Raw genomic sequence first — 14583 nt, forward strand, 5'->3', positions numbered from 1 at the left:
GGGATGACGGATGGAGCGCATCGTCAATTCAGGCCGGAACGTTTTCGCCCGGCGAGACGCCATGGCGTCGCTCGAACTCTTCGCGGATCGCCTTCTTGGCGATCTTTCCATAGGCGGATTTCGGCATCTCGTCCCACCACACGATGCGCTTCGGCAGCTTGTAGCGGGAGACTTTGCCCTCGAGCCAGCGGCCAAGCTCGATCGTGCCCGTGTCGGCACCGGCGCGCGCGACGCAGACTGCCACGCCGACCTCGCCCCACATCGGATCGGGAATGCCGAAGACGGCGACTTCGCTGACGTCCGGGTGGAGCAGGATCTTCTCCTCGATTTCGCGCGGATAGATGTTCGAGCCGCCGGAGATGTACATATCCGACGAGCGGCCGGTGATGTAGACGAAGTTTTCGGCGTCCATGTGACCGAGATCACCAGTGCGGAACCAGCCGTTGCGGAACGCCTTGGCGTTGGCCTCGGGATTGTCGAAATAGCCGGCGAAGACGGCCGGGCCGATGACGCAAATCTCGCCGGTCTCGCCGGGTGCGACCACCTCGCCCGCATCGTTCTGGATTTCGACCTGCATGCCCGTGCGCTCGAAACCGCAGGTGCCGATCCGCGCGTGCTCGTCGTCCCCCGCGCTGTGGAAGGCGGGCGGCAGGACTGTGATGTTGCCGGTCACCTCCCCGAGCCCGAAATACTGCACCAGCACGGCGCCGAGCGTCGCGAGCGCCTTCTTCTGGTCGACCCGGTACATCGGCGCGCCGGCATAGATGACGTAACGCAGCGAGGAATGATCGAAGCGGCCGACGCTCTCGTCCTCGACCAGCAGCTTGAGGATCGTCGGCACGGTGAAGATGTTCGTCACGCGCCATTGTTCGACCAGCGCCCAGACGGTCGGAACATCGAGCTTGTCGGTCGGCAGCAGGATCGTCTTGACGCCATGCGCGACCTGAACGAGCTGGTGCACGCCAGCACCATGCGACAGCGGCGCAACCACGATCGAGGCATCCTCACGCGATGTTCCGGGCATCAGGTCGCAGAGATGGTTGGTGACCACGAACGCCATCTGGCCATGCGTCAGCACCGCGGCCTTCGGCCGGCCCGTCGTGCCCGAGGTGAAGAAGAACCAGCACGGATCATCACGGTCGACGGCGACCGCCGCGACGGTCGCGCCGGCATGGCGCGCGATCACGGCATCGATATCGTCGCCGAAATCACTGGCGCCGATGGACAGCACGAAGCGCAGATCCGGCGCGCCGTCACGGCAGGCCTGTGCATGGGCCGGAAACGCCGCGCCGCAGATCATGCCGCGCGCGCCGCTCGCTTTTGCGAGGTAGGCGACCTCCTCAGGCGACTGGCGGTAGTTTGCTGGCACCCAGACCGCGCCGATGCGGAAACAGGCGAACATCGATTCGAACATCTGGTTGCAGTTCGCCGACTGGATCAGCACCCGGTCGCCCTTGGCGAGGCCGAACTCGTCGCGCAGGGCGGACGCAAGCGCGTTAACCCGCGCCTCCATCTCGCGCCATGTCCATTGCTCGTCGCGCCATACGAAGCCGATGTCGTCGGGATTGCGGCGCGCGGCCTGCGACAGGAAATTCGCGAGGTTCATCACGCGGGTAGAGACCGGCTGGATGCCGGGAGAAGTCTGTGCGGCGCTCATCGCGCTTGCCTCTTGATCTGCGGTTTCGGAAGCGCCGGCTCTCTTGCTGAAAACATCTGCGTCAGCCGTTCCTCGACGCGAGTCGCCTCAGCGGTCAGGAGCGCTGCGAGCTCGACCTGACGAGCGGGTTGCATGCGGCTGTCGATCGCGGCGATGGACAACGCGCCTGACGGACGGCCATCCCGCCCTCGGATGGCGACACCGATACCCCATGAATTGGCGAAGATGAGCCCCGGATTGAGCGCGAAACCGTTTTCGCGCGTCAGCGCGACGTCCTGCCGGATCCGTTCGACCGGCAGCATCGGATAGGTGCCCGTCAGCACCGTTTCGTTTGCAGCGAGGATGGCATCGACCTCCGTATCGGGAAGCGCCGCCAGCATCGCAAGCGAACCCGCACCGACGCCCAGCGGATGCTCGAAGCCGGCCTGAAGCGCATGAGTGCGAACGGGATAGGTCCCCTCCTCGCGATAGAGGCAGACGGAGAACGTGTCGCGCCGCACCGAGAGAAAGCTTGTATCCTCCGTCTTCTTGGACATGCGCAGCAGGCTGTCCATCGACACCTGAAGCAACCCAAAGCGGCGCGAGGCGAGGCTGCCCAGCACATAGGCTTCCTCGCCGAGAAAATAGCGCCGGCTGGCCTCGTCCTGCTCGACCAACCCCGCCCGCATCAGAGCGAGCAGCAGCCGGCGCGCGGTGGGCTTGTTGAGCCCGCTTTCATTGACAATGTCGGTCAGGCCGGCGCCACGGTCGGCGTGACGCCCGATGAGGGACAGGAGGCCAAGCGCCCTGTCGACGCTCTGCGCGCCGGTCTGGTCGCGGTCGGGGCGGGCTGCCATGTTCATGCGGGGCGGATCTCGCCGACAGCACAACTCTGCCCGCCATCGACGGGGAGGCAGACGCCGGTGATGAATTTCGCTTCGCCCGACGCAAGGAACACGGCCGCCGCCGCGACGTCCCATGCCGTGCCCATCGTGCCGAGAGGGACCATCGCATTGCGTGCGGCAACCATCTCATCGGGCGACGCATATTGGCCGGAAATCTGTTTGTAGATCATCGGCGTGTCGATCAAGCCTGGCATGATGCAATTGGCCCTTATGCCCTGCCGCGCATATTGCATCGCCAACGCCACCGTGGCCTGATTCACCGCAGCCTTGGTCGCGTAATAGGCGAAATACGGATAGCCGACATAGCGGATCGCGGCGAGCGAGGAGATGTTGACGATCGCGCCCGAACCCTTGGCGAGCATATGCGGCAGCACGGCTTTCGCCGTGCGGTAGACCGGCCCTAAATTGAGATCGATCGCCGCCTGGAATTTGTCCTCGTCGAGTTCGAGCGGTCCGCCCATATGGGTGACGCCGACATTGTTATGCAGGATGTCGATCGCACCGAAGTGCGCCGCCGTCGCGTCCGCAGCAGCACGAACAGACGCCAGTTCGGTCACGTCGGCCGCGATCGCAATCGCGTCGAACCCTTCGGCACGGATGATCTGCGCCGTCTCCTCGGCCGCATCTTCGGAGAGATCGACGCACGCTACGCGTGCGCCCTCGCGCGCATAGGCGACCGCGGCCGCCTTGCCGTTGCCCCAACCGGGTCCGGAAGAGCCCGCGCCGAACACGATTGCGGATTTGTCTTTCAGGCGATCGACCACGACCACTCCGTTATAGATACCCAGGCGGCAGTCGGGCGGAACACGGTCTCGCCCGACTGCCTGTTTCCATGATCAGCCGAGCGTCGTGCCGACCGCCTTTTCGAGAATGGCCCAGGCCTCGTCGCCATACTTGCCCTTCCACTCCGCGTAGAAGCCGGCATCCTTGAGCTTCTCGCGGAAAGATGCCGCGTCGGGCTCGTTGATCTCCATGCCGTTGGAGACGAGTTCCTCCTTCAGCGTGGCGTTGAGGTCCGCAACGTCGGCGCGCTCGTTGACCGCAGCCTCGTCGAGGTTCTTCGCGACGATCGCGCGCACATCCTCGGGCATCGCTTCCCACGCCGCCTTGTTGGCGAGGAACCAGAAGCCGTCCCACATGTGGTTGGTAATGGAGCAGAACTTCTGCACTTCGTAGAGTTTTGCCGTGGAGATGATGGCGAGCGGGTTTTCCTGGCCGTCCACGATGCCGGTCTGCAGCGCGGAATAGACCTCCGCGAAATTGATCGAGGCGGGCGCGGATTCGAACGCCGTGAACATCGAGGTCCAGAGCGGGCTGACCGGCACGCGAATCTTCATGCCCTTGAGGCTTTCAGCGGTCTCGATCGGGCCGGCCGAGGACGTGATCTGACGGAAGCCGTTATCCCAGATCTTGTCCATGACGACGAGGTTCGCCTTCTCGATCTCAGCCCGGACATAGGCGCCGAGATCGCCATCCATCGCCGGCCAGACCTGATCGTAGCTCGGGAAAGCGAAGCCGATGCCGCTGATCGAGGCATTAGGCACCAGCGTCGACAGGATGAGCGGCGAGAGCGTGAAGAACTCGACGCCGCCGGAGCGCACCTGGCTCAGCATGTCGGTGTCTGCGCCGAGCTGGTTCGACGGGAAGATCTGGATCGCGACGCGACCGGAGGTCTCCTCGCGGATCTTGTCGACGGCCTCCTGCGCGCGCACGTTCATCGGGTGCGAGATCGGCAGGTTGTTGGCGTATTTGTAGTTGAACTCGGCCGACTGCGCGCCGGCATGGCGGATGGTCGCGACGAGCGGCACGGCGGCGGCTCCGATCATCAGGCTGCGTCTGGTGATGGTCATTTCGGTTTCCTCCTGGTTGATTATCGTTGGATCAGAGATAAGCGATCGAGAGCGCCGGGATGGCCGCGATCAGCAGCAGCCCGACAAGCAGTGCACCGAGATAGGGCCAGATCGCGCCCATGGCCTCGTCCGGCGAGACGTTGCCTATCTTGCACGCGATGTAGAAGCCGATGCCGATCGGCGGCGCCATCAGGCCGATGTTCATCGCGGTGACCACGACCATCGAGTAGTGCACGTCGTGGATGCCCAGCCTCGCCGCGATCGGGAACATGATCGGCGCCATGAGAACGATCGCAGGCAGCCCCTCCAGCACGCAGCCCAGCACCATGAAGACGACGATCGACACCAGCATGAATGTGAACCACCCGCCCGGCAGGTCGGTCATGTAGACGGCGAGCTGGTTGGCGAAGCCGGTCTGGGTCAGCGCCCATGCCATCGCCGATGCCGTGCCGAGGATCAGCAGGATCGCTCCCGACAAGGCGGCCGTCTCGACCAGCATCGAATAGAATTTCGCGGGGCGGATGCCGCCATACAGAACGATGCCGATGATGATGGCGTAGAGCACCGCGATCGTGGAAACTTCGGTCGCGGTTGCAACGCCACCGCCCACCATGCCGCGGATCAGGAAGGGCAGAACGAGCGCCGGCCCGGCGATCAGCAGGGTCGACCAGACGACGCGGAGCGGAGCGCGTTTCACGCCCTCCATGTTCTCGCCCGACGCCTTCCAGCGCGCCAGCACGGCCAGCACGAGCAGCAGCACCATCGCGATGATGAAGCCGCTCGTGAAGAGCGCGGCAATTGACACGCCCGCGACCGAGCCGAGCACGATCAGGACGATCGACGGCGGTACGGTGTCTGCCATGGCAGCACCCGTCGCCAGAAGCGCGATCATCTCCTTCGGCTTGTGCCCGCGCCGCTTCATCTCGGGAAACAATGCGGGCGCGACGGTCGCCATGTCGGAGACCTTGGAGCCCGAAATACCCGAGACGAGGAACAGAGAGCCGAGAAGCACATAGGACATGCCGGCCTTCACATGGCCGAGCATCGACGCCATGAAGTTCACGATCGCCCGGCCCATGCCGGTCGCATCGAGCACGCATCCCAGCAGCACGAAGATCGGCACGGACAGCAGGATGAGGCTCGACATGCCCTCGTCCATGCGGCCGACCATCACGATCAGCGGCACGCGCGTCGAAAACAGGATGAAGGCGAGCGTACCCAGCCCGAAGCAGAACGCGATCGGCACGCCCATGGCGAGACACAGCGCGACGAGAAAGACGAGGAAGATCAGGATATTGGTATAGCCGAGCGTCATGAAGACGGGCTTGAGCAGCCACGCCCCGCCGGCGAGAATCGCGATGAGCACGATCGCGCCAACGAGATGCGCGACGGTCGATTCGCGAACCGCATGCGCGACGGCGATGATGAACATCAGCGCCAGCCCGGCCACGATCGCCGAAGCGCGATAGCCGACTGAGATGTTCAGCGCGGCCGATGTCAGGAACGATTCTTCCCTGACGTAGACATAGGCCGGCCAGATCAACGCCAGGATCACGGTCGCGACGACCATCAGCGCCAGCGTCGAAACGAAGGCGCGACCGCGCTCCGGCACCATACCGATGAACAGCGTCAGCCTGAGATGCTCGTTGCGATCGATCGCGATCGCCGATCCGAGCATGGCGAGCCAGAGAAACGAGATGGACGCCGCCTCGTCGATCCAGACGATCGGCAACGCCAGCACGTAGCGCGAGAAAACGCCGGTCAGCAGCAGGCCCACCACCACCAGAAGCAGAGCAGCAGCAACCGCTTCGACGGGGCGCATGAAACGCGAACCCGACCGCGCATCGATGACCTCGGCGGGCGTATCGATCGCCATGGCATTGTTCTCGGCAAGCTGCATGCCGCTATCTCCTCCCCTGGCGAAACCGCCTTTGCAGACTGGTCGCGGACAACGCCTCCCGCTCCGCGACCGTGCAAATGGTCCACATTACGGACCATATTTCTATGTTGCTGAATTCTTGGCACGGCAAAGCGGGCGTGACAAGACGTCGTCACGGTCAATACGTTCCATATTGTAGATCGCATTCCGAAAAAAACGCGGCGGGTGGCCGAGATATAGGCTGCGGCGATCGTCAGAAAGCGCGCAGACGAGCAGGTGGCCGCGTCGCAGCGGCTGTTTCAAGGAAGAAAAGGATGAATTTTGGTGCCCCTGGCCGGGATCGAACCAGCACTCCTTGCGGAACTCGATTTTGAGTCGAGCGCGTCTACCAATTCCGCCACAGGGGCCCAAGACGGGCAGATCCGGCGCAAGCCGCCGGATGAGCGGGACTATACGTTTGGACGACCTGTCGTCAAGCGACGACCCGACACCTGCGCGAAAAAGGATCGCACAGCCGTGCTGCATTGCACCATGGCCGTTTTCTTCCTAGGACGGGAGAGACGAAACAAGGATTCCTGATGCTCAGACGCCTTTATGACTGGACGATGGCCCTCGCCCGAACCCGCCACGCCGAACGCTCCCTCGCCGGAATATCCTTCGTCGAAAGTTCCTTCTTTCCGATCCCGCCCGATGTCCTGCTGATTCCCATGGTTCTCGCCGAGCGCCAGAAATGGGTGCGCTATGCGGTGATCAGCACGGTCGCGTCGGTGGCCGGCGCGCTGCTTGGCTACCTGATCGGCGCCGTCCTGTTCGAGAGCATCGGCCATCCGATCCTGGCCTTCTACGGCTACATGGATAAATTCGAGGAGTTCCAGCTCGCCTTCAATCAGTGGGGATTGCTGATCGTCCTCGTGTTCGGCGGGCTCACGCCCCTGCCTTACAAGGTCATCACGATCGCGTCCGGCGTGACGGGTCTTCTCCTGCCGGTTTTTATCGTTTCGTCGCTCATCGCCCGTGGCACCCGCTTCTTTCTCGTGGCATGGTTGCTGCACTATTTCGGGGAGCCTATCCGGACGTTCATCGAGAAGCATCTCAGCCTTCTTTTTACCCTTTTCATGGCGCTGCTGATCGGCGGTTTCATCGCCATCCGCTACTTATTCTAGGGCCCGACATGTCACTGACCGCTGCCACAGGAAAAACCCAGATCATCGGAGCGGGGCTTGCCGCGCTCGGCATGGCGATCACGGTGGGAACCGCGCTCGGCTTCCAGCACATTGGCGGCTACATTCCATGTAAGCTCTGCCTCGAGCAGCGGCTGCCTTATTATATCGGCGTGCCGGTCATGGCGCTGGCATTCCTGTCTGCCGCCCTGAAGGGACCGCCGATCGTCACCCGTGGCCTGCTTCTCGTCGGCGGGTTGCTCATGACGTGGGGGCTCTATCTCGGCGGCTTCCATGCCGGTGTCGAGTGGGGCTGGTGGCCCGGCCCGACCGATTGCGGCGTGGTCGAAGCACCGCAAGGCGGCAGCGGCAGCCTGCTCGACCAGCTCAACGCCGTCATTCCGCCCTCGTGCGACCAGGCGACGGGGCGTTTTCTCGGGCTCTCCTTTGCCGGCTGGAACGTGATCACAAGCCTTGCGCTTGCCGCGATCGCCTACGTCGCAGCGTTCCGGAAAGCCTGAGCGACGCATGTTCCATGCAGGCTGAGACGTTCGACACCGTCATCCTGGGCGCAGGCGCTGCGGGAATGATGTGCGCGATTCATGCCGCATCGCGCGGTGGGCGCGTGCTCGTCGTCGATCATGCGAGATCGCCCGGCGAGAAAATCCGCATCTCCGGCGGCGGGCGCTGCAACTTCACCAACACGGGCACCACCCCGCGCAATTTCCTCTCGGCAAATCCGCATTTCGCCAAATCCGCGCTTGGCCGATACACGCCGCGCGATTTCATCACCTTGGTCGAGAAGCACGGCATCACCTATCACGAGAAGACGCTGGGGCAGCTCTTCTGCGATCATTCCGCCAAGGACATCATCGCGATGCTCCTGAACGAGATGGCGCGCATGGGGTGCGAGGTACGCCTGGCAACCACGCTGGAGGGGATCGAGAAGGCAGAGGATGGGTTTTCCGTCACGCTTGGCGGCGACGGTGCAGCAAGAATCCAGTGCCGACACTTCGTGGTGGCGTGCGGGGGAAAATCCATTCCCAAGATGGGTGCAACGGGCTTCGGTTACCAGATCGCGGACCAGTTCGGCCTCGCCGTGACCGACACGCGCGCGGCACTGGTGCCGCTGACATTCGGCGAGGACGTTCTCGCCGGTTTCCGCGAGATCGCAGGCGTCGCGGCCGATGCGCGGGTTTCCTGCGGCAAGATGGCGTTCGACGAGGCGCTCTTGTTCACGCATCGCGGCCTCTCCGGCCCCGCCATTCTGCAGATTTCGTCCTACTGGCGCGAGAAGCATCCGATCAGGATCGCGTTCCTGCCGAAGGACGACGTCTTCGCTGCCCTTGTGGCGTCCAAGCGGGAGAATGGGCGCCGAAGCGTTGCGAATGCGCTGAGCGAAATCCTGCCGAAGCGGCTGGCGAGCCATCTAGCGGAGACGCATGGCTGGTCGGGCACGATGGGTGAGACGACCGACAAGAAGCTCGCGTCGATCGCCGCCACCATCCAGGGGTGGGAGGTGTTCCCGATCGGATCGGAGGGATACCGCACAGCCGAAGTCACGCTCGGTGGCGTCGATACCGCCGGCCTGAACTCGCGGACGATGGAAACCAAGGCCATAGAAGGCCTCTATTTCATCGGTGAAGTCGTCGATGTGACCGGCTGGCTCGGCGGCTACAATTTCCAATGGGCCTGGGCGTCCGGCTGGGCGGCGGGGACCGCCATAGCCGAGCGGCAGGCATAGCGGCCGGCCCTACGGCTCCAGTTCGACATCCCAGTAGAGATAATCCATCCAGCTCTCATGCAGATAGTTGGGCGGGAACAGCCGGCCATTGTTGTGCAGGTCCTGCACGGTCGGCTGGAACGGCTTCTGGCGCGGCCACATCTTGGCATCGCGGGTGAGAAGCCCGCCTTTCCGCAGATTGCAGGGCGAGCAGGCCGCGACCACGTTTTCCCACGTCGTCGCACCGCCGCAGCGGCGGGGTGTCACGTGATCGAAGGTCAAATCCTCGGGAGTGCCGCAATACTGGCACTGGAAACGGTCACGCAGGAAGACGTTGAAGCGCGTGAACGCGGGATAGCGGGACGGCTTCACATAGCTCTTGAGACAGACGACGCTCGGCAGTTGCATCGAGAAGGATGGCGACGACACCGCATGCTCGTATTCCGCGACGATGTTCACGCGGTCAAGGAAGACGGCCTTGATCGCGTCCTGCCAGGACCAGAGCGACAAGGGGTAGTAACTCAACGGACGGTAGTCCGCGTTCAGCACCAGTGCGGGAAGCGCATCCGGCGAGACTGCGATCGTCACTGATTGACCTCCTGAGACCCGTTATGGACTTCGGTGCATGCTGCGATCGGCGCGGATACTGTAATCCCGAGATTGCAGGAATGTGAAGCTCCATTTTTTCGGCTCGACGTGCCAGATCAGCCTGTTTTTGTTGTTTTTTTCGTGACGACAGCCGGAGGCGCTCCATCGCGCCCGCGCATTTCGCGGTAGTATGCCCAGAAGAGACGCGCAGCGACGCCCCTCCACGGGGCCCATGATTCGGCGAGCGTATAAAGCGCCTTGGCTGGAGGGCGCGGCTCGATGCCGAGCGCGTGGCCGACCGCGCTTTGCAACGCCACGTCGTGAGCGGGGAAGATGTCGGGGTGCCCGGCAGAGAACAGGAGGTACACCTCCGCCGTCCATGGGCCGACGCCGTGAAGCGCGGTCAGGCGCGCCATCGCCTCGTCGGCGTCGATCGTCGCGAGATGGTCGAGGTCGAGCCCATCATCGGCCACCGCAGCGGCGATCGAGAGCAGCGTCTTCTGCTTCGGGCGCGACAGGCCGGCTGCGCGAAAGATGTCTTCTCCCGCTGAAAGCATGCCCTTCGCGTCGAGAGGATCAATGAGCGTCGTCAGGCGACCGAGGATCGCATCCGCGCTCGCCCGCGAGACCTGCTGCGAGACGATGATCGAGACCAGACTGGCAAAGCCGGGAGGCGACAGGCGCAAAGGAACTTCGCCTGCGCGGGTGACGACAGCGCCCAGACGCGGATCGAGGCGCATAAGCGCCGCAAGCCCCTCCTCGATGTCGTCCAGCGTTTCAATGCGTCGCATGCCTTGCCCTCTCGCGCGGCGCACCGTAGCAATCACGCAATGCGCACGACAACCCGCTTTGCCAAAGCCTCATGACACGTCCGGTCTTCCGCTTCGCGCCGAGCCCGAACGGCGCGCTTCATCTTGGCCATGCCTATTCGGCGCTGCTCAACCGGCAGCTCGCGGGCGAAACCGACGGTCGCCTGCTGCTGCGGATCGAGGACATCGACACGACGCGCTGCACGCCTGAATTCGAAGCCGGGATCTATCGCGACCTCGCCTGGCTGGGGCTTGAATGGGAAAAGCCGGTGCGCCGTCAGTCGGACCATTTCGGGGATTATGAGCGCGCGCTGGAAACGCTTGTCGATGCCGGGCTCGTCTATCCGTCCTTCCTGACGCGCGGCGAGGTCCGCGCAATGATCTCCGACGCGGAAGCTGATGGCCGCGAATGGCCGCGCGACCCCGATGGCGTGCCTCTGGTTCCGTCGATTGAGCGCCAGCTCTCCGAGCGGGAACGAAAGAGCCGCATGGCGGGCGGCGATCCCTTTGCGTGGCGCCTGAATGTCGATGCGGCCTTGTCCCATGTCGGCCATTCGCTGTCATGGGATGAGCAGGGTGCGGGGCCGAACGGTGAGACGGGAGTCATGGACGCAAGGCCTGACGCCTGGGGCGATGTCGTGATTGCGCGCAAGGACGTGCCGACGAGCTATCATCTTTCGGTCGTCATCGACGACGCGCTGCAGGCCGTGACGCATGTCGTGCGTGGCCGCGACCTGTTCTTCGCGACCGGCGTGCACCGTCTCCTTCAGGATGTGCTGGGCCTGCCCGAGCCCCTCTACATCCACCACGATCTGGTTCTGGGCGATGACGGCCGCAAGCTCTCCAAGAGCCACGGCGATACCGGCATCGCGGCGCTGCGCGAGGCGGGGCTGACGCCTGAAGACATCAGGCGCATGGTGGGATTGTAAGTCAGAGCCGTGTCAGGGCTGCCTTCAGCAGGGCCAGGACCGAAAGGCACGCGAACGCGCCGGCCAGGCCGGTAGTGATCGCGAGCTGCAGGTCGCGCATCGAGTAGCCGAGATTGTTGGCGAGCGAGACGCCCAGGAAGAACCCCACGGTGATGATGATGGCGTTGCCGGACGCGCCGAATCCGTCGGGGCCCATGATCGCATTCAACGCCAGCGCAAGGATGAAGGCGATGATGCCGACAACCACGAAAGCCATCAAGAGCCAACCGGCTCCCAGATCCCACAACATGCCAAAACCTCTCCGAACGAGCGGACAGGATGCGCCCCGTCGTGCCACACGCATCAAGGCAACGAAGCGTAAGCTTCAATTCTTTCGCTTTGCTTGCACGATTGATTGGCATTAGAGCCATTCAGAGCGATGCCCAGGGGAACGACAGTGTTTCCAACGTCGCAACAGAAGAGACATGCAGACCGCCACCCGTTTCATCCCCGCTCTCTTCGTCCTGCTCTGGGCAACCGGCTTCATCGGCGCGCGCTATGCAATGCCGTGGTCCGAACCTTTCTCGTTCCTGGCGGCCCGCTTCGCCATCGCCGTCGCGATCCTTGCGCTGCTCATACTGATTTTCCGTGCCCGCCGGCTCGCGCCGCGAGAGGCGCTCCACGCGATCATTGCCGGCGCGCTGATCCATGGCGTCTATCTGGGTGGCGTATTCTGGGCGATCCGCAACGGCATGCCTGCCGGTCTTTCCGCTCTCATCATCGGATTGCAGCCGCTGATTACCGCAGTGCTCGCGGGTCCCGCACTTGGCGAGCGTATTCTCCCGCGACACTGGATGGGTCTGACGATCGGCTTCGTCGGCATCCTCATCGTGCTCGGCCCCAAGATCGGCGACGCACTCGGCGGCGTCACGCCGGCGACATTTGGCGCATGCGTCCTTGGCGCGCTGGGGATCAGCGCAGGCACCATCTGGCAGAAGAAATTCGTCGGCAATGCCGATCTGATCACCGGCACGCTGTGGCAGTATCTGGGCGCGACCATCCTGATGGCGGTGGGGTCCTTCGCGCTCGAGACGCGCACCTTCGAGCTGACCGGCGAACTGATCTTCGCCATGACCTGGCTGGTTCTGGTGCTGTCGATCGGCGCGATCTTCCTCCTGATGTGGATGATCCGCGAGGGCGAGATGTCGAAGGTCTCGTCGCTGTTCTATCTCGTACCGGCAGTAACCGCGATCATCGCATGGATCCTGTTCGACGAGACGCTGAACGCGTTGCAGATCGTCGGCATGGTCGTCACGACGTTCGGCGTCGCGATCGCCACCCGGCGTTAGTTTGGAACACGCGCCCGCGCTTCGAGGAAGCGCTTGATCGCCGCGTTGAGCTCGCCGCCCATGATGAAGATCACGGATACGATGTAGAGGAAGACCAGCGCAATCATGATCGAGGCCAACCCGGCATAGGTCGTCGCGTAGGATGAGTACCGGCCGAGATAGGCCGCGAATACGGACGAGCCGACCACCCAGAAGACGAGCGTGAAGATCAGGCCCGGCACGATGTCCTTGAAACGTCGCCGCCCCGCAGGCAGCCAGAAATGCACGGCGATCAGCCCCACCACGATCACCCATGACGCGATGATGAACCGCCAGATCGTGATGGTGCCCATATAGGGCTCGATCCATGGCAGACGGCTCTCCGCGAGACTCGCGACCAGCGGTGCCAGCACCAAAAGCGCCGAAACGATCACGAAGCCGATCGTCGCGACGATCACGAACAAAATGCTCTGCGCCCGCAGGTAGAAGATCGATCGGGTCTCAGAGACGCGGTAGGCCCGGTTGAGGGAAATCCGCAACGCCTCGATGCCGTTCGAGGCGAAGAAGGCCGCGATCAGGATGCCGACCGTCAGCGCGTCGCCGCGCTGCACGGTGAGCACGTTCGTCACCTCATGCGCGATCGGCCCGGCGATCTCGTCGGGCCAGGTATCGAAGACCAGATGCACGGCCGTATCGGCGAACGCCTTGGCGCCGAGGAAACTCGCCAGCGACGTTGCGAAGATCAGGAAGGGAAACAGCGCGAGCAGCGCCGAAAGCGCGAGATGGCTCGCCATCGCCCACCCGTCATCATCATTGAAGTGCCCGATCGCGTCACCGAGGACGCGCTTCAGGACAGCCAGTATGCGCAGCATTGTTCCGCCGATTGTATCCCTTGTGCGAATATGGGAAGGGAATGTCGCACATGGCAAGCATCGAAGCAGCTACGAACGACCGCACCGACAAGTTGCGCACAATCATCGTGACCGGCGCATCGTCCGGCATAGGCGCATATTGCGCGCGTGCGCTCAAGCGGGACGGCTGGCGGGTGTTTGCGACGGCGCGCCGGCCGCAAGACATCGCGACCCTGGAAGCCGACGGCATCGAAGCCTTCTATCTCGATTACCGAGACGCTGATTCGATCGAGCAACTCGTCGCCGACGTGCTCGGCCGCACCGGCGGGCGGCTCGATGCGCTCTACAACAATGGCGCGCATGCGCAGGCAGGCGCGGTCGAGGATCTGCCGGTCGAGGCCCTGCGCGAGCAGTTCGAGGCGAACGTCTTCGGCTGGCACGACCTCACGCGGCGCATCGTGCCCGTGATGCGCGCGCAAGGGCATGGCCGAATCGTCCATTGCTCGTCGATCCTCGGCCTCGTGCCGGTCAAGTATCGCGGCGCATACGCCGCATCGAAGCATGCGATCGAGGGCCTCATGCTGTGCATGCGTGCCGAACTGGAAGGGTCCGGCATCGAGGTCTCGATGATCCAGCCCGGACCGATCGAATCGAAGCTTCCGGAAAACGGGCTCGCTTGGTTCGAGCGTTTCATCGATACGGAAAACTCGGTCCATCGCGATGCCTACCGGGCGCAATTGGCGCGCCTCAGGCAGGGCGGCGTCAAGTCGCGGATGAAGCTGGGACCGGAGGCGGTATACAGGGTGCTGCGCCACGCACTGGAACATCCGCGCCCGCGCCCCAACTATGTCGTGACGACACCTGCGAAGATCGGTGTGTTTCTCAAGCGTATACTGCCGCCCGCACTGCTCTACCGCATTCTTGCCTCCCGGGCCTGAGCCCGCTC

The 14583-nt window shown here is 63.6% G+C and carries 15 protein-coding genes and 1 tRNA gene; 6 read left to right on the top strand and 10 right to left on the bottom strand.

Annotation, left to right across the window (positions count from 1 at the left end; all coding sequences use genetic code 11):
- Positions 1-28: 28 nt before the first annotated feature.
- The 6 genes from AAFN55_RS18270 to AAFN55_RS18295 form a co-directional block, all read right to left on the bottom strand.
- Positions 29-1657 (bottom strand): acyl-CoA synthetase, encoded by a 1629-nt coding sequence (locus AAFN55_RS18270; protein ID WP_347800403.1) that lies wholly within the window; start codon positions 1655-1657, stop codon positions 29-31.
- Complete coding sequence (locus AAFN55_RS18275; protein WP_347800404.1) at positions 1654-2499, bottom strand: IclR family transcriptional regulator; 846 nt, start codon at positions 2497-2499, stop codon at positions 1654-1656. Before AAFN55_RS18275 ends, AAFN55_RS18270 begins: the two co-directional genes overlap by 4 nt.
- Positions 2496-3305 carry an SDR family NAD(P)-dependent oxidoreductase gene (locus AAFN55_RS18280; RefSeq protein WP_347800405.1) on the bottom strand — a complete coding sequence of 270 codons (810 nt, stop codon included), beginning with the start codon at positions 3303-3305 and terminating at the stop codon, positions 2496-2498. The genes AAFN55_RS18275 and AAFN55_RS18280 overlap by 4 nt, the downstream gene beginning before the upstream one ends.
- 72 nt (positions 3306-3377) lie before the next feature.
- On the bottom strand, positions 3378-4391 hold the full coding sequence (locus AAFN55_RS18285; protein ID WP_347800406.1) for a TRAP transporter substrate-binding protein: 1014 nt from the start codon (positions 4389-4391) through the stop codon (positions 3378-3380).
- A gap of 31 nt (positions 4392-4422) precedes the next feature.
- A complete protein-coding gene (locus tag AAFN55_RS18290) occupies positions 4423-6267 on the bottom strand; it encodes a TRAP transporter large permease subunit (RefSeq protein WP_347801041.1) in 1845 nt (614 codons plus the stop codon).
- A gap of 325 nt (positions 6268-6592) precedes the next feature.
- Positions 6593-6677 (bottom strand) — tRNA-Leu (locus tag AAFN55_RS18295).
- A gap of 171 nt (positions 6678-6848) precedes the next feature.
- On the opposite strand from AAFN55_RS18295, the gene AAFN55_RS18300 reads away from it, so the two are divergent.
- The 3 genes from AAFN55_RS18300 to AAFN55_RS18310 are packed head-to-tail and all read left to right on the top strand — an operon-like array spanning position 6849 to position 9174.
- The gene (locus tag AAFN55_RS18300; protein WP_347800407.1) at positions 6849-7433 is read left to right on the top strand and encodes a YqaA family protein; all 585 of its coding nucleotides are present in this window, start codon (positions 6849-6851) and stop codon (positions 7431-7433) included.
- A gap of 8 nt (positions 7434-7441) precedes the next feature.
- Positions 7442-7951: a disulfide bond formation protein B gene (locus AAFN55_RS18305; protein WP_347800408.1), complete on the top strand. Its 510-nt coding sequence runs from the start codon at positions 7442-7444 to the stop codon at positions 7949-7951.
- A 14-nt stretch (positions 7952-7965) separates the two neighbouring features.
- On the top strand, positions 7966-9174 hold the full coding sequence (locus tag AAFN55_RS18310; RefSeq protein WP_347800409.1) for an NAD(P)/FAD-dependent oxidoreductase: 1209 nt from the start codon (positions 7966-7968) through the stop codon (positions 9172-9174).
- Positions 9175-9183: 9 nt separating this feature from the next.
- Here AAFN55_RS18310 and AAFN55_RS18315 read toward each other — a convergent pair whose 3' ends face one another.
- On the bottom strand, positions 9184-9741 hold the full coding sequence (locus AAFN55_RS18315; RefSeq protein ID WP_347800410.1) for an HNH endonuclease: 558 nt from the start codon (positions 9739-9741) through the stop codon (positions 9184-9186).
- A gap of 116 nt (positions 9742-9857) precedes the next feature.
- The gene (locus AAFN55_RS18320) at positions 9858-10532 is read right to left on the bottom strand and encodes a DNA-3-methyladenine glycosylase (protein WP_347800411.1); all 675 of its coding nucleotides are present in this window, start codon (positions 10530-10532) and stop codon (positions 9858-9860) included.
- Between the two features lie 71 nt (positions 10533-10603).
- On the opposite strand from AAFN55_RS18320, the gene gluQRS reads away from it, so the two are divergent.
- Positions 10604-11479 (top strand): tRNA glutamyl-Q(34) synthetase GluQRS, encoded by an 876-nt coding sequence (gluQRS, locus tag AAFN55_RS18325; RefSeq protein WP_347800412.1) that lies wholly within the window; start codon positions 10604-10606, stop codon positions 11477-11479.
- 1 nt (position 11480) lies between these two features.
- Here the strand turns inward: gluQRS and AAFN55_RS18330 are convergent, their stop codons facing one another.
- Complete coding sequence (locus AAFN55_RS18330; RefSeq protein WP_347800413.1) at positions 11481-11768, bottom strand: hypothetical protein; 288 nt, start codon at positions 11766-11768, stop codon at positions 11481-11483.
- A 175-nt stretch (positions 11769-11943) separates the two neighbouring features.
- Here AAFN55_RS18330 and AAFN55_RS18335 point away from each other — a divergent pair, with 175 nt between their 5' ends.
- On the top strand, positions 11944-12807 hold the full coding sequence (locus tag AAFN55_RS18335; protein ID WP_347800414.1) for a DMT family transporter: 864 nt from the start codon (positions 11944-11946) through the stop codon (positions 12805-12807).
- On the opposite strand, the gene AAFN55_RS18340 is transcribed toward AAFN55_RS18335, so the two are convergent.
- Positions 12804-13658, bottom strand: coding sequence for a YihY/virulence factor BrkB family protein (locus tag AAFN55_RS18340; protein ID WP_347800415.1), 855 nt, complete (start codon positions 13656-13658; stop codon positions 12804-12806). The genes AAFN55_RS18335 and AAFN55_RS18340 overlap by 4 nt on opposite strands.
- 50 nt (positions 13659-13708) lie before the next feature.
- On the opposite strand from AAFN55_RS18340, the gene AAFN55_RS18345 reads away from it, so the two are divergent.
- Positions 13709-14575, top strand: coding sequence for an SDR family oxidoreductase (locus AAFN55_RS18345; RefSeq protein ID WP_347800416.1), 867 nt, complete (start codon positions 13709-13711; stop codon positions 14573-14575).
- The last annotated feature ends 8 nt before the right edge of the window (positions 14576-14583 follow it).

Origin of the sequence: Mesorhizobium sp. CAU 1732, from assembly GCF_039888675.1 — a bacterium.
Classification (GTDB): domain Bacteria; phylum Pseudomonadota; class Alphaproteobacteria; order Rhizobiales; family Rhizobiaceae; genus Aerobium.